The 19,050-nt window shown below is 50.5% G+C and carries 18 protein-coding genes; 14 read left to right on the forward strand and 4 right to left on the reverse strand.

The window, feature by feature from the left end; all coding sequences use genetic code 11:
- Window positions 1–27: 27 nt before the first annotated feature.
- Both HR45_RS18600 and HR45_RS18605 read right to left on the reverse strand, forming a co-directional pair.
- Window positions 28–2,112 carry a sensor histidine kinase gene (locus HR45_RS18600; RefSeq protein ID WP_156104131.1) on the reverse strand — a complete coding sequence of 695 codons (2,085 nt, stop codon included), beginning with the start codon at window positions 2,110–2,112 and terminating at the stop codon, window positions 28–30.
- Window positions 2,113–2,156: 44 nt separating this feature from the next.
- Complete coding sequence (locus tag HR45_RS18605) at window positions 2,157–3,539, reverse strand: sigma-54-dependent transcriptional regulator (protein ID WP_037445809.1); 1,383 nt, start codon at window positions 3,537–3,539, stop codon at window positions 2,157–2,159.
- Window positions 3,540–3,831: 292 nt separating this feature from the next.
- On the opposite strand from HR45_RS18605, the gene HR45_RS18610 reads away from it, so the two are divergent.
- The 10 genes from HR45_RS18610 to HR45_RS18655 all read left to right on the forward strand — a co-directional run bounded on the left by HR45_RS18610 (window position 3,832) and on the right by HR45_RS18655 (window position 12,315).
- Window positions 3,832–4,635 (forward strand): ABC transporter substrate-binding protein, encoded by an 804-nt coding sequence (locus tag HR45_RS18610; protein ID WP_430742033.1) that lies wholly within the window; start codon window positions 3,832–3,834, stop codon window positions 4,633–4,635.
- A complete protein-coding gene (locus tag HR45_RS18615) occupies window positions 4,635–5,342 on the forward strand; it encodes an ABC transporter permease (protein WP_037445813.1) in 708 nt (235 codons plus the stop codon). Before HR45_RS18610 ends, HR45_RS18615 begins: the two co-directional genes overlap by 1 nt.
- Window position 5,343: 1 nt before the next feature.
- Entirely contained in the window at window positions 5,344–6,027 is a 684-nt protein-coding gene (locus HR45_RS18620) for an ABC transporter ATP-binding protein (RefSeq protein ID WP_037445815.1), read from the forward strand.
- A gap of 5 nt (window positions 6,028–6,032) precedes the next feature.
- Entirely contained in the window at window positions 6,033–6,626 is a 594-nt protein-coding gene (gene mobA / locus HR45_RS18625) for a molybdenum cofactor guanylyltransferase MobA (protein WP_037445816.1), read from the forward strand.
- Between the two features lie 11 nt (window positions 6,627–6,637).
- Window positions 6,638–8,437 (forward strand): bifunctional molybdopterin-guanine dinucleotide biosynthesis adaptor protein MobB/molybdopterin molybdotransferase MoeA, encoded by a 1,800-nt coding sequence (locus HR45_RS18630; RefSeq protein ID WP_037445818.1) that lies wholly within the window; start codon window positions 6,638–6,640, stop codon window positions 8,435–8,437.
- Between the two features lie 28 nt (window positions 8,438–8,465).
- Window positions 8,466–8,924 carry a hypothetical protein gene (locus HR45_RS18635; protein WP_037445820.1) on the forward strand — a complete coding sequence of 153 codons (459 nt, stop codon included), beginning with the start codon at window positions 8,466–8,468 and terminating at the stop codon, window positions 8,922–8,924.
- 29 nt (window positions 8,925–8,953) lie between these two features.
- Window positions 8,954–9,769, forward strand: coding sequence for a bifunctional DNA-formamidopyrimidine glycosylase/DNA-(apurinic or apyrimidinic site) lyase (gene mutM, locus HR45_RS18640; protein WP_037445822.1), 816 nt, complete (start codon window positions 8,954–8,956; stop codon window positions 9,767–9,769).
- Window positions 9,770–9,981: 212 nt separating this feature from the next.
- Window positions 9,982–10,422 (forward strand): hypothetical protein, encoded by a 441-nt coding sequence (locus HR45_RS18645; RefSeq protein ID WP_037445824.1) that lies wholly within the window; start codon window positions 9,982–9,984, stop codon window positions 10,420–10,422.
- A 99-nt stretch (window positions 10,423–10,521) separates the two neighbouring features.
- A complete protein-coding gene (locus HR45_RS18650; protein ID WP_037445827.1) occupies window positions 10,522–11,793 on the forward strand; it encodes a mechanosensitive ion channel family protein in 1,272 nt (423 codons plus the stop codon).
- A 96-nt stretch (window positions 11,794–11,889) separates the two neighbouring features.
- Window positions 11,890–12,315 carry a YybH family protein gene (locus HR45_RS18655; RefSeq protein WP_241461162.1) on the forward strand — a complete coding sequence of 142 codons (426 nt, stop codon included), beginning with the start codon at window positions 11,890–11,892 and terminating at the stop codon, window positions 12,313–12,315.
- 13 nt (window positions 12,316–12,328) lie between these two features.
- On the opposite strand, the gene HR45_RS18660 is transcribed toward HR45_RS18655, so the two are convergent.
- Window positions 12,329–13,858: a ZIP family metal transporter gene (locus HR45_RS18660; RefSeq protein WP_037445830.1), complete on the reverse strand. Its 1,530-nt coding sequence runs from the start codon at window positions 13,856–13,858 to the stop codon at window positions 12,329–12,331.
- Window positions 13,859–14,034: 176 nt separating this feature from the next.
- Between HR45_RS18660 and HR45_RS18665 the strand changes: the two genes are divergently transcribed.
- The 3 genes from HR45_RS18665 to HR45_RS18675 all read left to right on the forward strand — a co-directional run bounded on the left by HR45_RS18665 (window position 14,035) and on the right by HR45_RS18675 (window position 17,909).
- Window positions 14,035–14,631 carry a YhgN family NAAT transporter gene (locus tag HR45_RS18665; RefSeq protein ID WP_037445832.1) on the forward strand — a complete coding sequence of 199 codons (597 nt, stop codon included), beginning with the start codon at window positions 14,035–14,037 and terminating at the stop codon, window positions 14,629–14,631.
- 129 nt (window positions 14,632–14,760) lie between these two features.
- Window positions 14,761–15,075 carry a hypothetical protein gene (locus HR45_RS18670; RefSeq protein ID WP_037445834.1) on the forward strand — a complete coding sequence of 105 codons (315 nt, stop codon included), beginning with the start codon at window positions 14,761–14,763 and terminating at the stop codon, window positions 15,073–15,075.
- Complete coding sequence (locus HR45_RS18675) at window positions 15,072–17,909, forward strand: immune inhibitor A domain-containing protein (RefSeq protein ID WP_052074844.1); 2,838 nt, start codon at window positions 15,072–15,074, stop codon at window positions 17,907–17,909. Before HR45_RS18670 ends, HR45_RS18675 begins: the two co-directional genes overlap by 4 nt.
- On the opposite strand, the gene HR45_RS18680 is transcribed toward HR45_RS18675, so the two are convergent.
- Complete coding sequence (locus HR45_RS18680) at window positions 17,896–18,459, reverse strand: chorismate--pyruvate lyase family protein (RefSeq protein WP_037445836.1); 564 nt, start codon at window positions 18,457–18,459, stop codon at window positions 17,896–17,898. The genes HR45_RS18675 and HR45_RS18680 overlap by 14 nt on opposite strands.
- A gap of 108 nt (window positions 18,460–18,567) precedes the next feature.
- Between HR45_RS18680 and HR45_RS18685 the strand changes: the two genes are divergently transcribed.
- The gene (locus HR45_RS18685; protein WP_037445841.1) at window positions 18,568–18,975 is read left to right on the forward strand and encodes a flagellar basal body-associated protein FliL; all 408 of its coding nucleotides are present in this window, start codon (window positions 18,568–18,570) and stop codon (window positions 18,973–18,975) included.
- Window positions 18,976–19,050: the final 75 nt, after the last annotated feature.

A 19,050-nucleotide genomic window follows, 5' to 3' on the forward strand; every position in this document is an offset into this window, starting at 1 on the left:
GCGCCGATGATTTTCATCGGCGTTTTTTTATGCATGAGATTCGCTGTTATCGAATAGCAGTCCTTCAAATGGTAGCGCTTGGTTGTCTTGTGCTTTGTGGCGCAGGTAAATCGTAAACGTGGTGCCTTTATTGACGACTGAACTGACTTCTATGGTGCCGCCGATGCGTTTGATAAGACCATAGCTGAGTGATAAACCTAAGCCAGTACCGTCCTTACGGGTGGTGTAGAAGGGGTCGAAAATCCGCACCACTTGCTCTTCGGGGATACCGCAACCTTCATCTTCGATTTCAATCTTGACGCCGACCGGAGTATCTTGCGGAACCCAGTCACTGCTGCGCAGCCAGATGCGGCCTTTGCCGTCCATTGCGTGCGCGGCGTTCATCACCATATTAATCAACACTTGCAATAGTTGCGGGCGATTGACTTCGACTGGGCAACTGGCATTCAGCTCAGGCAGGAGTATGACCTCTTGTTTGCCAAGCGAGTGACGAACTAGCAGCTGCATCTCATCGATAATCGGCCCAATCTGTTGCATCTCCAGCGGCGCATTAAACTCACCTGGGCGACTGTATTGCAGCAAACTACGGATAATGGTGCTGATGCGGCCAACTTGCTGGATCACCAAATCGATTTCTTCTTCAACGACGGTGGCGTTATCCCCCAGCTCATAGCGCATCAGTTCCATGTTGCCGAGGATTACTGCGGTGGGGTTATTGATCTCATGGGCAATCCCCGCAGTGAGTTCGCCAAGTGCAGTCAGCTTTTCATTGGTGACCAGTTGGTGGCGCGTTTCATTCAGCAGTTTGACGTTTTGCTGTAGCTCTTCGGTCTTCTCTTGCAGGCTGCGGGTTCTCTCTTCCACTTTCATCTCAAGCTGTTCAGCCGCCGCTTGGATCTGGTTATTCCGCCGTTGCAGCAGATCAAGCATATTGTCGAACTGCTCAGCCAGATTCGATAGTTCGTTATCGCTTTCCAATCCCAGCTCACCAATACGCAGATTGCGGCCGGACTGGACCGCATTGACCACATGGTGAATGCGTTCAATCGGCTGTAACAGACTGTAGGCGCCGCGATATACCAGCATGCCGGATACCAGCAGCACCAACATCAAAATCGTGCCGAGCTCGATAATATTCAGCAGGTAGTTGTGGATAAAGGGCGCTTCTGAAAAGCCGGTATAAATCATACCTATGCGTTTGCCGCGCACATCTTCCAATGGTGCATAAGCCGAGATAAACCAGTCGTTATAGACAAAGGCGCGATCCAGCCAGAGCTTGCCTTCATCCAGCACCTGAGAACGTACTTCTTCTGAGACTAAGGTGCCAAGCGCACGCCCTTCTGTTTTTTGATTTTTCTGGTCAATCCGCAACGGTACGTTGGTACTGACTCGAATATTGTCGAGGAAGATGGTGACCGTGCCGACAGAGCGTTCTGGCAATGTCCCTTTGTCATACACCAGATCGCGAATATGGTCGACGATACGTGTATCGCCATTGATCAGCGTACCGCCGTCGAGGAACCACGCGGGCGTTCCGCTACTGCCGTTAATGGCCAGCAGGCTGCGGCTCAGTAAGCCTCGAGTTTCCTCTGGCTGCGAAGGTGAATGGGCACGCGGAGTGGCGATGATGGGTAAGCGCGCCTGAAGTGGCAGATTGGCATCAATCCGCGTCAGTCTCGCCGCTGAGAGTACCATCAGCCCTGAGTACACCCCGTCATCGTTGAGCCGGGGCAGCATTTGGCGAAGATCTGGGTCTTGTGACGCACTATCGATACTGACGATATGCAGAAAATCGAGTTTTAAGGTCTTTTTCTGCTCAGCCAAATAATGTTTAAGTTGCACCATCTGGCTTGTATCACCAGCGCGCACGGCGCGCAGATAGGTTTGAAATTCGTAGGAATTTTTAATGCGTTCCAGCAGCTTTTCTTGATTTTGCTGTACCGAGCTGAGTGTGTTTATTGCCACTGTGAGGTCGGCTTTTACCTTCATAAACAGCTGCTTGCCTGTATAGCTGATATTCCAGTAAATGGTGATAAACACTAGACTCACCAGTGTCAGCAAAATCGGCAGCAGTGTCAGGATCAGGATCTTATAACGCACCTTTGCCTGCATCTGCCGCCATGTCACGCCAAATAAGCGCTGAAACACTGACACGATTAAAACTCCTGCTCGGTTTCGCTATCGAACCACTCTTTATATTTGCGGTCGAGTGTCTTACGCGATACGCCTAATACACGCGCTGCGGCTGATTTATTACCACTATGTGCTGCTACAACCGCCGTTACATGGTCTTTTTCCACATCTTTTAAGGCCCAATCCATTGGATAACCGCTTTGCACCGGTTGTTCCGCTTTCGGGAGATCCTTCCAATACTCTGCCGGTGGTTTACCCAGCAGCAAACAGCGTTCAATCATATTGCGCAGCTCGCGGGTATTACCCGGCCATTCATATTGCTGCAGTTTGAGCAGATCTTCGTGGCTCCACACCACTTCACGGACGCCGAGTTCAACGCCGAGTTGACGTGTAAAGTGATGGGTCAGTTCGACCACGTCTTCGGGACGATCACGCAACGGCGGAATGGTGATATTGAGGACATTGAGACGATAGAACAGATCGCGGCGAAAATTACCGTCTTCCACTTCATCTTGCAGTTTACGGTTAGTGGCAGCCACCACTCGGACATCAATATTAATCTCTTTTTCGCTGCCCACTGGGCGAATCGATTTCTGTTCCAATACCCGCAGCAATGAGGTTTGCATTTTTAGTGGCATTTCGCCGATTTCATCGAGAAAGATAGTGCCACCAGAGGCGAAGCTAAACAGACCTTCACGATTACCTTTCGCGCCGGTAAAGGAACCCGCGGTATGACCAAACAGCTCACTTTCTAGTAGCTCTGGGGCAATGGAACCGCAGTTCACCGGTACAAACGGACCACGGCGACCACTGAGTGCATGCAATTGGCGTGCGACCAGCTCCTTACCGGTTCCAGATTCGCCTTCAATGAGGACTACTGCGTTGGTCGGTGCGACCCGTTCGATAATGCGCTTCACTTCGGTCATGGCATCACTGTTGCCAATCAACGTTGATGAATAGCCAAGCGACATGTCACGGCGCAGCATTAGGTTTTCGCGCTTCAGCAAACGTCGTTCAATGCAGCGATCCACCGACTGCATCATCTGATCGAGATGGAACGGCTTAAGAATAAAATCAGATGCACCAGCACGCAGTGCTTGAATGGCCACATCCATATCCGCGTAACCGGTCATAAAAATAATGTCGGAGCGGCGTTCTTGATCATCCAAGGCCTCTCGCCATTCGATACCACTGCGACCCGGCAGACGAATATCGACGATCAGCAAATCAAAATGACAACGACTCCGCAGTTGCTCAGCCTCTTCGATACTGGCAGCGGTTTCGACCAAGGCAAACTTCTTGGTAAGTGCCTTACTTAAAAAACTGCGCATCCCTGGCTCGTCATCCACGATCAGCACTGAGACGGCTGATGGCATGGGCTTTAGCGGTGTATCAATTTGGCTCATAGTGATATCAACTGGACATTCTGACTTCTTTGTAAAGTATTCTATCACTGACTTGCCACTATTTGGTCACTATGGGGCATTCTAAAGTAGCGCTGAGACAAATTGTCTGGTGCTTTTTTGAGTTAATTGTGACAATAATCACACAAATGGTGGGTGTAAGCGTACAAGTTAGTCATAATTGTACATGGCACTTATCTTGCTATTGGGGCAAGCACAAACGAGTAGCAAGTGGGGAGCACTCAGTACTGCAAACTTGTTACTGACACTAAGCCAAGGAGCAACCATGCTAAAAATGAAAAAAATGATGGGCTATGCTGTAGCAGCGGGAATGATGTTCGCTTCCTCTGTTTACGCTCAGGAAACAATCAAACTGGCAACCACTACCAGTACTGATAACTCAGGTCTGTTGGGGTATCTGTTGCCAAAATTTGAAGCTAAAACCGGCTATAAAGTGCAAGTGATTGCCACTGGTACAGGTAAAGCGTTGAAACTGGGTTCACAAGGCGATGTGGACTTAGTGATGACTCACGCACCTAAAGCTGAAGCCAAGTTTGTGGCTGACGGTTTCGGTGTTGAGCCACGCGGTATCATGGAAAACGATTTTGTGGTGTTGGGCCCAAAAGCTGACCCTGCGAAAATCCGTGATAGCGCTTCTGCAGAAGAAGCGTTTGGCAAGATTGCCAAGTCTGGCGATGTTTTCGTTTCTCGTGGCGATGACTCAGGTACTAACAAGAAAGAAATTCTGATCTGGAAAGCGGCAAACGTTAAACCAGATTTCGCAGGTTACAAATCCGTTGGTCAAGGCATGGGCAAAACTCTGCTGATGGCAAACGAACTGCAAGGTTACACTCTGTCTGACCGCGGTACTTTCATCGCTTATCAAGGTAAAATCGATTTAGTGGTTGATTTCGACGGTGGTGCTACGCTGGCAAACCCTTACCAAGTGATTCTGATCAACCCTAAGAAATATCCTGATCTGAACCACAAAGGCGCACGCGCATTTGCTGATTGGCTGTGCAGCGACGAAGCCCAAGCACTGATCAACAGCTTCCAAGTTAAAGGCCAGCAACTGTTTAAAGCGACTTATCACAAATAATGTCAGACGGCTGGTTAGCATTGATACAGCAGGCGTTCGGCCTGCTGTTTTCTCTCGACCCTGATGTGTGGTCGATTATTTCTGTTTCTTTTGCTGTGTCGGTTTCGGCCCTGCTCATCACCTTAATCCCCTCCATCATGCTTGGCTTCATACTGGCATTTACCCAGTTCCGCGGCCAATGGATTATTACCAACCTAGTGCAAACTCTGCAGTCGATTCCGACCGTGGTGATCGGCTTGTTGGCCTATCTATTGCTGACGCGCAATGGTGCCTTTGGTGATCTGCGTTGGTTGTTTACCCAGCAAGGGATGATAATTGGGCAGATGATGATCTGTGCTCCGGTGTTAGTGGCGATGAGCCAAGCGGCATTTACCAGCGCCGATAAGCGCGCCTGGGAAACCTGTCGCACCATGGGAGCCAGTTGGTTTGATGCTGTCTGGGTGATCTGTCGCGAGTTGCGGGTGCCGCTATTAATGGCGGTGATTGCCGCGTTTTATCGGATCGTGACCGAGGTGGGTTGCTCGATGATGGTCGGCGGTAATATTGCCCATGTGACACGTAATATTCCGACCGCAATTGCGCTGGAAACCAGTAAAGGTGACTTTGCCCAAGCGATTGCGTTAGGGTTAGTGCTACTGATTTTGTCGTTAGTGCTCAACTTTGTGTTGGGAACGCTGCGCGGCGGCTCGCGGCCAAGGAGTCACTAATATGATTGGCTGTCGTATTACTGCCAAAGACCTCTGTATGCGTTTTGGCGAACGCCTGCTGTTTAATGCCCCGGCATTGGAGTTTAAACAGGGCGATGTTATCTATCTCGAAGGCGATAACGGCACCGGTAAAACCACACTAATGAAGCTGTTGGCAGGCTTGATTGCTCCAACAAGTGGTGAGGTTACGGCGGCCAATCGGCGTCGCAGCTTTGCTCAGCCCAATCCTCTACTCGGTTACGCCTTATATCTGCATCAACATCCTTACCTATTTGACGGTGACGTTAGTTACAACCTCAAATTGGCGCAGCGTTATAGTAAGCTTGCAAAAACCGAACAGATGCAACGGCTAGAGGCCGCGATTGAGTTGTCGCAGTTGGGGCATTTGCTGCAGTCTGGTGCCTCTACGCTATCTGGTGGTGAGCGACAACGCCTCGCCTTGGCGCGTACTTGGCTGTTAAAACCACAGTTATTGATGTTAGATGAACCAATTTCTAACATGGACCGGGTTTCTCAACAGCTAGTGTTTGCTATGATCGGCGAATTGAAAAAGCAGGGCACTGGCCTATTGCTGAGTAGTCATCAGGACTCGGCACTGTTTGGCCTGTGTCAGCAACGTTGGCTAATAGAGTCGCAGCAGATTCGGGTGTCAGCAATTACACAGCCTGTAGCGGCTGGAGAATAACCACAATGTCACAACAATTAGAAGCCGTCATTTTAGCTGGGGGCATGGCTAGACGTATGGGCGGTGAAGATAAAGGTTTAGTCGATCTGCTAGGCAAGCCAATGGTCGCTCATGTCATTGAACGTCTGACGCCACAAGTGCAACAGCTCCGTATCAACGCCAACCGCAGCCAAGCACAATACGCCAGTTTTGGCTATGAGGTGTTCGCTGACCAACAGGCGGGATATTTAGGCCCGTTGTCAGGTATGTCATCGGCTATGGCGACTTCAACCGCGGAATTGATTTTGACCGTACCGTGTGACTGTCCGCTGATCCCGCTCGATTTAGCCGAGCGTATGCTGCATGCGCTAACCGCACAAAATGCTGACTTAGCCGTAGCGACGGACGGGGAGCGCGAACAACCTGTGGTGTTGCTACTTAAGCGTTCGCTGTTACCATCTATGCTAACGTTTTTAGACAGTGGCCGTCGTCGTATTGATATGTGGTATGCCGATCTGCAAGTCGCGCGGGTATCGTTTGCCGATCAACCCAATGCCTTTGTTAACGTCAATACACCAGAAGAGAAACAACAACTCGCCGACGCTATCGCCCAAAGTTAAGAGGTTTACTCATGAGCACAGCATTCAACAATCCGTTGTCCATTCCGGTACTGGGATTTTGCGCCTACAGCGGTACAGGTAAAACTACCTTGCTGAAGCAATTAATCCCAACGTTGAATCAACGTGGTTTGCGTTTAGCCGTGTTAAAGCATGCGCACCATAACTTTGATGTGGATATTCCCGGAAAAGATAGCTACGAAATGCGCAAAGCGGGTGCTCGGCAGATGTTGGTGGCGTCGCATGTGCGCTGGGCATTGATGACCGAAGATGCGGTTGACGGCGATCCAGATTTAATCCATCTGCTGCAGCAGTTGGAGCAAGACAAAATCGATTTAGTCCTAGTCGAAGGCTTTAAGAAGCTGGCGCTGCCGAAGATTGAGTTGCATCGCGAAGCGGTGGGTAAGCCACTGATTTTTAGTGATGACCCCAATATTCTCGCCATTGCATGTTGTGACGATACACAGTTACCTAGCGATGCCACCATTACCAAGCTCGATATTAACAACGTAGCGCAAATCGCCGATTACGTTGAGCAATATGCCCAGAATTACCAAGCGAAGCCGCAAGTACGTCCATTGCCGTTGCAGCAATTAAGCTCTTCAGGTGCATTTCTATCGGTCAGACAAGGGCTGGAAAACATTCTCACGCAAGTGACGCCGGTTGCCGAAAACGAAACGGTCAGCTTAGATGACGCCGAGAATCGTGTCCTCGCTGCGGATGCGATTTCGCCTGTCGATGTGCCACAGCATACCAATTCGGCAATGGATGGCTTTGCCTTTTGTGGTGCCGAACCACTGCCTGAGTCGTTTGAGGTGATGGGTGAGGTACGCGCGGGTTATCAATACCAAGGTGTGCTACAAGCAGGCCAAGCAGTACGCATTATGACGGGGGCTCCTGTGCCTGCTGGCGCAGATACGGTGCAACCGCGGGAAAACGCCCAGGAGCAGAATGGCCGCATGACCTTGGATGGCCGAATTAAAGTGGGCCAAAACGTACGGCTTGCCGGCGAAGACATTGCCAAAGGTGCCGTCGCGCTGGCCGCAGGTAGTCGCTTAGGCGCCGCAGAACAGGGCTTGCTGGCCTCACTTGGTTTTGCCGAATTTGCGGTTAAACGTCGTCCGGTGGTGGCGGTATTCTCGTCTGGTGATGAAGTGTGTCAGCCGGGGACAGCGTTAAAAACTAACTGTATTTATGATTCCAACCGCTACACCATTAAATCAATGGCGCGTCGTTTGGGCTGTGAGGTGATTGATTTAGGCATCATCGAAGACTCTGAAGCGGCGTTGACCGAAGCCTTAGCAGGTGCCGCACAACAGGCTGATATGGTGATTAGCTCCGGCGGTGTGTCGGTGGGCAACGCCGATTACATCAAAAAGGTATTGGCGGCGATTGGTGAAATCCACTTCTGGCGTATCGATATGCGCCCAGGGCGGCCATTAGCCTTTGGCAAAATCAACAATGCGCTGTTCTTTGGTTTGCCGGGCAACCCGGTAGCGACCATGGTGGCGTTTCTGATGTTTGTCCAACCTGCGTTGCGTAAATTGGCGGGTGAGCCTACATGGCAACCGCAAATGTTACCCGCCGTGGCGGATGAGATGTTCCGCAGCCGCCAAGGTCGCACCGAATTTAACCGTGGGATTGCGACGTTGGGCGCCGACGGTAAACTGCACGTTAAATCTACCGGTTCCCAAGGTTCAGGCATGCTGAGTTCGATGGTGAAAGCCAACTGCTTAGTCATCGTCGGTGAGCCGGATGAGCGCATCGAAGCAGGTGAAACAGTGTATATTTTGCCGTTTGCTGAGCTACTCTAATAGCTAGGCATAGTATTCGGAATACTCGATGGCACTGACTCGGCGGCGTTGGAACAATATTATTATCATTGCCTGTCTGTTAATGATTGGCGTGTTGACTCTGCTTGATCGTTACACCGATGATGCCCCTAGTGATACGGTGCAATTATTCGATCAGCAAAATCCGCTGAGCCAGTTGCAGCTCGCAGGTGTGTGGCTGGCGCAAACTGCGAACGGGCATTGGCAGTGTGACGAGCGCGTGCTCAATTGCAGTGAATGGGTTGAGCATTGGCAGCAACTGCGGGTCTCTGCGGTAGAGTTGCCAGCAAATCACCAACCCGCGGATCAGCCCGAAGAATTGCTTATCCAAGTTGGTCAGCAGCAGTCTCAAGTATGGTGGTTGTTTCCCAGTGTTGGTATGCTCCGCTCTGCAGCGGGTAATTGGTACGAGATCCCGCCTAGTCAACGCGATGGTTTGCAGCCATTGTTCAAAGCCGAAGTAAAATAGTCGTTTTCCATTTCTCTGCAGGATGTCGCATGCCTGAATTACCTGAAGTTGAAGTCACCCGCCAAGGGGTTGAACCATGGTTGCTGGGGCAGCAAGTGACCGCCTTAATCGTGCGTAATTCTTCGTTGCGTTGGCCCGTGCCTGAACTTGCGCAGCAGATTGTCGGCCAAACCATTAAAGCGGTACGTCGTCGAGCGAAATATCTGCTGATTGATACTGATGCTGGAACGACCATTGTGCATCTAGGGATGTCGGGCAGTTTACGTATCGTCAATGCGCGCACAGAAATAGCAAAGCACGACCATATCGACTTAGTGCTTGCCAGCGGCCGCATCATGCGTTTTAACGATCCGCGCCGTTTCGGTGCTTGGCTCTGGTGTGAATTACCGGAGCAAGCCCATCCCCTGTTAGCAAAGCTTGGCCCTGAGCCCCTCAGTGATGCGTTTGATGTTGATTATTTAACGCATGCGCTCAAGGGCAAATCCAAGGCAATCAAACTGTGCCTGATGGATAACGCCATTGTTGTGGGAGTGGGGAATATTTATGCCAATGAAGCGCTATTTGCTACTGGTATCAATCCGCAACGGCCAGCAGGCAAGGTGACGAAAAAGCAATTGACTGCTTTAGTGCCTGCGGTAAAGGCGATATTGGCGCAAGCGATTACGCAAGGCGGCACGACTTTAAAAGATTTCACCAATGCCGAGGGTAAGCCAGGTTACTTTGCGCAAAAACTGCATGTGTATGGCCGTGGTGGTCAACCTTGTGATACGTGTGGCTGTGTGTTGAATGAAATTCGCTTAGGCCAGCGCAGCACCGTCTTTTGTCCTGTTTGTCAGCCTAAGTAAATAACTCATAACTGATAACTATAAGCATTTTAATTTCTTTACCTTCGATTTAAGCGTTAGATAAGAATCTATATTTCAGATGTTTACCAGACATTGTTTACATGTGGGTGACAATTGTCGGTAAGCTTGCAACATTGGCGATATTTACTTTGCTAATAGCCCAGCGTAATCTGCTGCCTCGTTTAGTTTCGTTGAAGTAGTAAGGATAAGTTGTGTCATCCTTGACGCCCGTGGGCTATAAAATGTTGCAATCAGTGGCTGTCGTCGCTGCGTTGTTTCTTGTGTCATTTTCCGTGATGGAACTTGCCGAACAGCTGGAAATGCCCGCCGCAGCGCAATTTTGTGATGATGCCATTCTGCAATCTTCAACGTCTCCTAACGGAAAATGGATGGCTGAAGTGCATTTTTCTAATTGCAGTTTGGAGCATCCGCGTAGCTGGAAAAGCTATCTGCACCTCACGAATCTTTATTCCGGTCATGAATACCCTGCAACCATGGTTATCAATGGTCGCCAAGATGCATTGCGACTCGAATGGGCGCTGGAATCGGTCGAACATGCAGGCCTTAAGGTGGCCGGCGTCAAGTTGGCTGAACTGGCTTACATTGAACAGCCCAAAGGCGTTGCCGTCGAAATTGTTGATCCCTTGATTTAATCACTATTTTTCCCTGTTCAAGCTCAGTTAAGAGCGCTATGTTACGCTGTAATTTTCGAGCATGGGCTCGGGTTTAGCAGCTATCAGGGTGAGGCAAAAGTGGATCAAGATTTACGAGTGGTGGTGTCGGGTTGGTTATCGCAGCTGGGCATCGAAAGTAAGCCTTCCGGGTGGTTATCATCGTTGTTATTGGTGATCGTCTGTGTGGCGTTAGCTTCACTGGTATATTTCCTGTTGCGCCGCGTCGTTGTTGGCACCATGAACCTGATGGTGCTGCGCTCTAAAGTCACCTGGGATGATATTTTTGTCCGTCATCGTGTGTTTGAAAAACTATCGATGATTGTGCCAGTGATGATGCTAAACCTGCTGATCCCTATTGCACTGAGTGCGAATGACATCGCCGAAAAAATCTCTGACAGACTGCTGACGATATGGTTGATCATTGCCGTTGTGCGCGCGGTCTATGCCTGCCTTGATGCCATCAACGAAATCTCCGACGTTAAGTTAGTCAGTCGTCGTTTGCCAATTAAGAGTTTCGTTCAGCTCTTCAAACTGTTTCTGTTTTTTGTCTGTGCCATCGTGTCGGTGTCGATTATGGCCGATCAGTCACCGGTTTACTTCCTCAGCGGCTTAGGTGTTGCCACCGGTTTAGTCATGTTGGTATTTAAAGACACCATTCTTGGGTTTGTGGCGGGTATTCAGCTCGCGGCCAACCGTATGGTGAGCCCCGGCGATTGGATCCAGATGGACAAATATGGTGCTGACGGCGCGGTCGAAGAGGTCTCGTTGATCACCGTTAAGGTGCGTAACTGGGACCATACCATCAGTATGATCCCTGCTTATGCGCTGGTGTCAGATGCCTTTAAAAACTGGCGCGGCATGTCCGAATCTGGCGGTCGTCGGATTAAACGAGCTATTAATATCGATATCAACACTATCCGCTTTCTTACGCTGGAAGAGCAGCAGCGACTGTCGAAAATCAATTATCTGAAAGACTATCTACCGAAGAAAACGCAGGAGCTGGTGGAGTCCAACGCCACAGTGTCTGACATGGAAAACATGGTGAATGGCCGCCGTATGACCAATGTCGGCACTTTTCGCGCTTATTTGGTGGAGTATCTGAAGCATCATGAAAAAGTGCATCAACAGATGACCCTGATGGTAAGACAGTTGTCGCCGACAACCGAGGGCTTACCGTTAGAGCTGTATATCTTCACTAACGATACCCGCTGGATCGTGTATGAAGAGATCCAGTCCGATATTTTCGACCACATCTTCGCGATTTTGCCAGAATTTGGCCTGCGAGCATTTCAGTCGCCGACCGGCATCGATATCCGCAGTATTAAGCAGAGTGACACACCGTTGTCTTAATGCGACATGAGCGTTGCCATCGGGCGGTGCTCATTTGTCTGTTTCTTTGATTTAGGCTAGTGTGCTAGCTAAGTTGCCGAAACATCTAGGGAAATGATGAAATTTATCAGTGGGGTTCTGCTTTGTTGCTTGATGCTCTGCAGCAATGCAGCATTTGCTGTGCCAGATGACGATATTCATGCATTACTAAACGCGCAGCAGCAGGCATGGAATCGCGGCGATTTAGAGGGGTATATGGCGGGCTACTGGCACGACCCATCGCTGAGTTTTGTGTCTGGTGGCAAGCTGGTGTATGGCTGGGAGAAGATGCGTGATGCGTATCGCCAGCACTATGGCTCTAGCCGCACGATGGGGAAATTGACACTGAAGCTCGGCCATATCCACATGCTCAGTAATTATTCGGCGATGGTCACTGGCGGATGGCAGCTCACGACTGACGCGAAATCTAGCGCGGGTGTCTTTACTTTGCTTGTCGAAAAGCACGGTGACCTTTGGTTTATCGTGCACGATCATAGCTCGTAATCGCCGCCTTCCGTTAGTGGTGGTGATGCTCAGTTTGGTGGTCGTGATGATGATGCCCGGCTAAAGCGGCTGGCACATTGGGTTTCAATCGGCCTAGGAATTTACGTGGTCCCAAGCGCAACAAGCCCACAGCAAACAGCAAGGCAGTGGCGATAAGGGCGGCGAATTCAATCGCTTCAGGATAATGCAGTACTTGCACTGTCGGTGGTTGCCAGTAGTGCACTAAAACCAAGGCGACACCACTTAGCGCGGCAGCAATGCCCACTTTCCAGTATTCCACTTTGAGACTGATCTGCGCCCGCAGCAAAGGTGCCAGCAGACAAAAGACGACAGCGGTAGCACTCCACTCGCTCGAACCTAGGCCCATCGCTAATACAATTGCGCCCGGCACGCTGAACGGCAACAGGGCAAAGATTGCCGCCAGCAGCAGCACCTGTGCCCAGTCAGATGACAACGGTAACGATGGATGACCAATCAAATTTGCCAGCAGCAGACTGAGTAGAATCCACGGCGCAAAGCGCTCGACGTCAGACATCAAATTGGCGGAGCTGGCTGATACTGATGTGGAAAGTGGCCGGTTGAGCGATATCAGCCAAGCATTGATGATCGAAAACAACAGCAGGATGACGCCATAGGCTGGCCCCAGCAGCAAAATCGCAAAAATCCACATCTCCGGTGCTGCTTGTCGCAGCATCTGCCGCAACCAGCCCGTTTGCCGTGACTTTGAAAAGCCGACCACACGGCGGCATGCCGCCAAGACAAACATCAGCAACAATGCGGGTGCCAGACTCAGTAGCCAGTCAAACAGGTCGTTATGTTCATGGTGGTGATGTGCCGCAGAATCACTTTCGGTCAGCAGTAACAGTGCCAGCAGCGCGATGCCCAACAGACTGCCGATACCTGCGTGTAGTTCATAACGGCTATTGCTATTGGTTTCGCTGCTATGCTCAGCGTGCGGCTGATGCATCACTACGTGCAAAATCGAGCCAGTTACGAATGCTTGTAGATAGACGGTGTTATCTAGGCTCAGGTGACTCAGTAGTTGCTCGCCTGCGACATAGCCGACAATGGTCAGCGCAATCATTAACCCCAGCACCGCTATCGCCCAGCGGCGCCCAGCCTGCGGCGTGAGTAGATACCAGATGGCGAGGCCAACGGGTAAGCGATGTAAAATCACTCCGAGTGCCAGTAGTGTTGTGCCACTGTCCTGTTGGGCTAAGACGATAGCTCCGCCGTCAGTCACGGTATGCAGCAGCAAGCCGGCAATACCAAAAATTAAGGTGAGCTTGTGGGTGATTTCAGAGTAGCGATGAAATAGCTTTTCGCTGGCGGTCGGTCCCCATAAACCTAATATCACAAATACAATGGCCCAAATGCCGCCGTGCTCTAACAGCTCCGGCAGAATATGGATCAGTACCAGACCACCGAGCGAGACAAAGATAAAGCCGTCCAATCCTTTATGCAGACCACTGCCATTGCTTAAAAAGCGATAGCAGACAGGGCCAAATAAAAGGGCGATACAACTGGCAATCAGGTAGGTCATTTAACTGTTGGGGCTAGGGAAAATCGCCATAGTATACCAATTGTGCGACCTCAGGGCAGCTTTCTGTTTGATCCTTTACGCATAAGAAATATTCGGCAAACTGCCGTACAAGTGCCATAAAAAACCGATACAATACACTTAGTTAATTTATTTCATCACCATTATGAGAGAGTTTCATGGATATTCTGTCTGCCGCAGTTATGTTGTTCCTGATCATGGACCCTCTGGGCAACTTGCCCGTATTTGCTTCAATTTTGCGTCATATCGATCCGAAAAAGCGTCGTAAAGTACTGATCCGCGAATTGATCTTCGCGTTAATTATCATGCTGATGTTCCTCTACGCAGGGGAAGCGATTTTGAACTTCCTGAGTCTGCGTTCTGAAAGTGTCAGTATCGCTGGTGGTATTATTCTGTTTTTGATCGCACTTAAAATGATCTTCCCGCAACCCGGTGGTATCGCAGGTTTACCAGCAGGTGAGGAACCCTTTATCGTGCCGATGGCGATTCCGCTGATGGCGGGACCATCGATTCTGGCGGCGTTGATTTTGTTAGCGCACACAGGGCCAAACCGCATGTTTGAGTGGACGCTGGCATTGATTTCAGCGTGGGCTGTCAGTTCATTTATTTTAATGTTTTATAAAGCCTTTAACCGCATTTTGGGCGATAAAGGTCTGACGGCGGTCGAACGTCTGATGGGCATGGTATTGGTGATGATCTCCGTGCAGATGCTGCTTGATGGTGTCGCGAAATATCTTTCTGCCGTTAACCTTTAATCTTCTATGCTAAATCGATCTAATTAGTTGCTGAACTGTTACTGAATCTTTGCCCATCTTCGATACCTACTGACCTAGCGCAGCGACTATAGTTAGTAGGTATTTATTCTGCTGCTGCGGGAGAAGAGGGTGAAGGTCAGTATTGTCTGGGCATCAATTGCTATTATTTTGCTGAGTGGGCTTACCGCGTGTCAGGCGGAAACGCCCGCATCTTCCGAGCCCGCTCCAGCTCCTTCATCTACCACTGCAACATCAACTGCACCGCTCATCCCTTGTGGTAGCGGTGCGCCACGTGTTGACCGCGAACAAATTTATGCGCGCTTGCAGGCCAACGGGGTGATCACCCCCCAAATGACGCCAGCGGACGCAGAGCAACTCGTGACCCAATATATTCAACAGCGGCAGCAAGCTTATCAGCGCTGTCTCAAAGGAGTTAAGCCATGAACATGAGATGGTTGATCGGACTCTGGAGTATCGCGTTGTTATTGGCGAGTCCGTTGCAGGCGGCGCCGGCGCCCGCCGATATCGCGGTGCATAATAAGCAACAGATCCTATATTGGATGATGAAACGAGGTGAGTTGGCTGCCGATGCCAGTGAGGCGCAGCAACAACAGGCATTACAGCGCTATCTTAGCAAAGGCATCACCAAAGAGATGCTGACGCAAATCAGGCAAGAGCAAACGTTGCGGGCGGCCGCAGAGGCTGCCAGACAAAACCGACTCAGCGCCGACAGCAAACGGTTAAATCTATCCTCTGCAACTGCCGTGACCGAGCGTGACACGACCAAAACGGTACGGGTTTTAGCGGTTTTGGTCGATTTTCCTGACCTGCCCTATAACAACAATCAGCTCACCCCGAGCGATACCAACATGTACTACAGCAGCTATCCCGCTGCACATTATGATGGCTTGTTGTTTGGCGATGCGGGTTTCAGTGGACCTCAAGGACAAACCTTACGTTCGGCCTATCAATATTATCAGTCTGCATCGGGCGGCAGCTTTTACTTCACCGGCCAGGTGGTGGGCTGGGTACGTGCTAGCCACAACGCCGCTTACTATGGTGCCAATGATCCTGATAATGACGACAACGACATTCGCGCTACCGACTTAGTGACTGAAGCGGTAACCGCCGCTGCCAACTCCATGAGCGCATCGACGCTCGCGCAATACGATATTGAAGACCCTTACGATTTGGATGGTGACGGCAATCTGCAAGAGGCCGATGGCATTATTGACCATGTGATGGTGTTTCATTCCAGTATTGGTGAAGAAGCCGGTGGCGGCGTATTGGGCGAAGATGCCATCTGGTCACATCGCTTTTTTGTGAACAGCACTGGTGGCGGTATCGGCCAGCAGATTAGCGGCACCGCAAAACGCGTGTTTGGCTACACCATTCAGCCCATCGATGCCGGTATCGGTGTCTGCGTCCATGAATTTGGCCATGATTTAGGGCTGCCGGATGAATATGATTCCGCCAATGATGATAATGACGCCCCTGTGGGGGAATGGTCATTAATGGCAGCAGGCAGCTGGACCGGCGCACTGCAGGGCTCTGAGCCTGCTGGCTTTTCGCCTTATGCTCGTTCCTATTTGCAGCAGCGATACCAAGGTCGCTGGCTGCTGGAGCAGCGTTTAGCCTATGAAAACCTGACGACGACCGGCAGTGACTACACCTTATATCAAGCGACGGATGCAGATGCACTGAACCAGATAGCGATAGATCTGCCTACTGATAGCACGCTATTTAACGCTCCATATAGCGGCAGTTATCAGTACTATTCAGGGCACGGCAACATGATCTCCACCGCTATGTCGTTTGAACTGGCGTTACCCAGCAGTACACCGCTGACATTCACCATGAAAGCCAAATGGGATATTGAGGACGAATATGACTATGCGCAGGTGATGGTTGACGGCGTCGCAATTGCTGGTAATTACACATTGGCCAGTAATAACACCAATAATGCACTTAATATCATTACCGGCAAATCGGCTGATTTAGGCGCTGCTGATAGTAACGGATGGGTAACGCTAACGTTTGACCTCAGTGCTTATGCGGGCATGAATAAGCAGATCAGCGTGGTATATGTGACAGATCAGTCAATTTCTGGTGATGGCTTGCAGCTCGATGAACTCAATATCACTGCGAATAACACGACTGTATTTAGCGATAACGCAGAAGCCCTCAATAGTGCCGTGACACTCAACGGCTTTGCCCGCATTGATAACACTCGGCCGGGACAACCACATCGCTATCTGCTGCAATTGCGTAGCTTTGAGGATATCGATGCGGGCTTGCGTGATAGCGGGTACGAAGCTGGTGTGTTGATCTGGTACGAAAACCGCAATATCGATGACAACGAGGTCAATGTGCATCCGGGACAAAACCTGATTGGTGTGATTGATGCCGATCAGCATCTCATTGGCAGCCGACCAACACGGGTACAGATGCGAGATGCCGCTTTTAGTCTCTACGATCAGTCAAGCTTTCCTGACGATACATCGTTGCTGCATTCCAGTCTGTTTGATGATCGCGATGATTACAGTGCGCCGAGCAAACCGGTCGCCGGTTTGATTCTGCCAGCGCTCGGCGTTGTGGTTGAGGTGGTGTCGCAAGAGCAAGACAACAGCATGGCAACGGTGAATATTCGTCTCGAACGAGAAACAACGCCACCCGCGCCGTTAGTGGTGACTATCAATAGCAGCCAAGCCAATGGCGTCGTGAATTTTACCGCGGCGGTTTCAGGTGGTACGACGCCATATCGCTATACGTGGGACTTTGGTGACGGTAGCAGCAGTACGGTAGCCGCGCCAAGTCACAGCTATCAAACTGCTGGCAATTTTGTCGTGACGCTGACGGTTACCGATGCTGATGCGAGTAGCCAAAGCGCCAGTCGCAATATCAGTGTTGCCAGCTATCTCACGGTGAACTTCTCTACGAGTGTCAATGGTCTTACGGTGCAATTCAGCAATAGCACCTCCAGCAACTTAGAGGGCTTGAGCTATCTCTGGAGCTTTGGTGATGGCAACAGCAGTTCAGCAGCGTCTCCTAGCCATACATACAGTGCGGCAGGCAGTTATACCGTGACCTTGACCGTGACGGATAGCAATGGCGTTTCATCGTCGCGCAGTAATTCGGTCACCGTGAGTTCGACCACTAACAACAATGCAAGTAGCGGCGGCTCTGGCGGGGGAAGTTTAGCGGCGAGCTGGCTATTGCTGTTGTTGGCACTGGCATTCTGCCGTCGTGACAGATTACGTAATCTTAGCGCTGACTAATCGCATCGACAGCCGCAGGCAAAAATACCTCGGCCACAATTAATGGCAGTTGTTGGTAGCTAAAATGCCGGCGTCGCCCCCACAAAGGTGCTGACGTCGGCTGCTGCAAGCTGGCGGCAAGTTCGCACATCGGCGAACCTTGTTGGATATGACAAACATCAATCTCGCCCGCGATAAATTGGTTATCGCTGTATAACAGCTCGCCAAGCGGTCGCTCACCTAACTGCTCCAGTTGTTGCTGTTGTTGTAGCAATGCTGGCGTTATCAGCGTTCTGGCAAACACCCATGGGGTTCCGTCTAAGCACAGCAGCACTTCTCTAAGCCATAGCTGCTGCTCGTCGCCTTGCCACTCTTGTGGGTTTTTCGTTATCCACTGTTCGCCGAGCAGTTGGACATCAAAGCGGTTACAGCAGTTTTTAAGTCTTTGGGTGAGACTGCCGCGCGATAATAGCCAATCTTGAAGGGGGGCTGGCGGTAGCTCAGTGTGCGTTGCCGCAGAAAACCAGTGGATTCCATTGCCAAATGGAAAGGTTGGACTGGAGAGATGCATGTATTAACCGATAAAATAAAATCTTCGAATGGAGTCTATCATGTCTGTAGGGTATCTTGGCAGGTAGAACGGCCCATAGCTGCGATAGAACAGGAGTCAGACGCTGTGATCAAAAAAATAATGTTAGTGATGCTATGCCTCACCATGTTGCCGTCGGTATGGGCAGCACAAAAGCCAGCGGCGCCAGAAAGCGATACATACGCTTATTATGGTTTTGAGCCTGAAATCGTGACTAACTACATCTCAAATCGCAAAAAATTAGGATTTGTGCGCATCAGTGTTGAATTGATGGTGAAAAACCCGGATGACCTCGTGGTGATTGAACATCACGATCCGCTGCTGCGTTCGGCTATTGTCGAAATTCTTGGTAACCAGCCTGAAGACCGGATCAAGTCGCTGACGGGCCGCGAAGAGATCCGCAAAGAATGCTACGAAGAGTTGAATAAGTTGCTACAGCAAGAAACAGGCAAGTCGTTGATTGTGAACTTGCTATTTACGCGCTATCTGTACGACTAACGCGTGCCGATAAAACGAAGGCCAGCATTCGCTGGCCTTTTTGTTGCTCATCCTAAACCACCTACTTCAGTAGGT

It is taken from the genome of Shewanella mangrovi, from assembly GCF_000753795.1.
In the GTDB taxonomy this organism is placed as follows: Bacteria; Pseudomonadota; Gammaproteobacteria; order Enterobacterales; family Shewanellaceae; genus Shewanella; species Shewanella mangrovi.

What these genes read in the sequence shown, in the direction of transcription:
- HR45_RS18660 (WP_037445830.1), bottom strand. Translation starts at nt 13,858, where the DNA reads ATGACCTACCTGATTGCCAGTTGTATCGCCCTTTTATTTGGCCCTGTC.
- mutM (WP_037445822.1), top strand. Translation starts at nt 8,954, where the DNA reads ATGCCTGAATTACCTGAAGTTGAAGTCACCCGCCAAGGGGTTGAACCA.
- HR45_RS18610 (WP_430742033.1), top strand. Translation starts at nt 3,832, where the DNA reads ATGAAAAAAATGATGGGCTATGCTGTAGCAGCGGGAATGATGTTCGCT.
- HR45_RS18680 (WP_037445836.1), bottom strand. Translation starts at nt 18,459, where the DNA reads ATGCATCTCTCCAGTCCAACCTTTCCATTTGGCAATGGAATCCACTGG.
- HR45_RS18635 (WP_037445820.1), top strand. Translation starts at nt 8,466, where the DNA reads ATGGCACTGACTCGGCGGCGTTGGAACAATATTATTATCATTGCCTGT.
- HR45_RS18655 (WP_241461162.1), top strand. Translation starts at nt 11,890, where the DNA reads ATGAAATTTATCAGTGGGGTTCTGCTTTGTTGCTTGATGCTCTGCAGC.
- mobA (WP_037445816.1), top strand. Translation starts at nt 6,033, where the DNA reads ATGTCACAACAATTAGAAGCCGTCATTTTAGCTGGGGGCATGGCTAGA.
- HR45_RS18675 (WP_052074844.1), top strand. Translation starts at nt 15,072, where the DNA reads ATGAACATGAGATGGTTGATCGGACTCTGGAGTATCGCGTTGTTATTG.
- HR45_RS18665 (WP_037445832.1), top strand. Translation starts at nt 14,035, where the DNA reads ATGGATATTCTGTCTGCCGCAGTTATGTTGTTCCTGATCATGGACCCT.
- HR45_RS18620 (WP_037445815.1), top strand. Translation starts at nt 5,344, where the DNA reads ATGATTGGCTGTCGTATTACTGCCAAAGACCTCTGTATGCGTTTTGGC.
- HR45_RS18630 (WP_037445818.1), top strand. Translation starts at nt 6,638, where the DNA reads ATGAGCACAGCATTCAACAATCCGTTGTCCATTCCGGTACTGGGATTT.
- HR45_RS18605 (WP_037445809.1), bottom strand. Translation starts at nt 3,539, where the DNA reads ATGAGCCAAATTGATACACCGCTAAAGCCCATGCCATCAGCCGTCTCA.
- HR45_RS18615 (WP_037445813.1), top strand. Translation starts at nt 4,635, where the DNA reads ATGTCAGACGGCTGGTTAGCATTGATACAGCAGGCGTTCGGCCTGCTG.
- HR45_RS18600 (WP_156104131.1), bottom strand. Translation starts at nt 2,112, where the DNA reads ATGCAGGCAAAGGTGCGTTATAAGATCCTGATCCTGACACTGCTGCCG.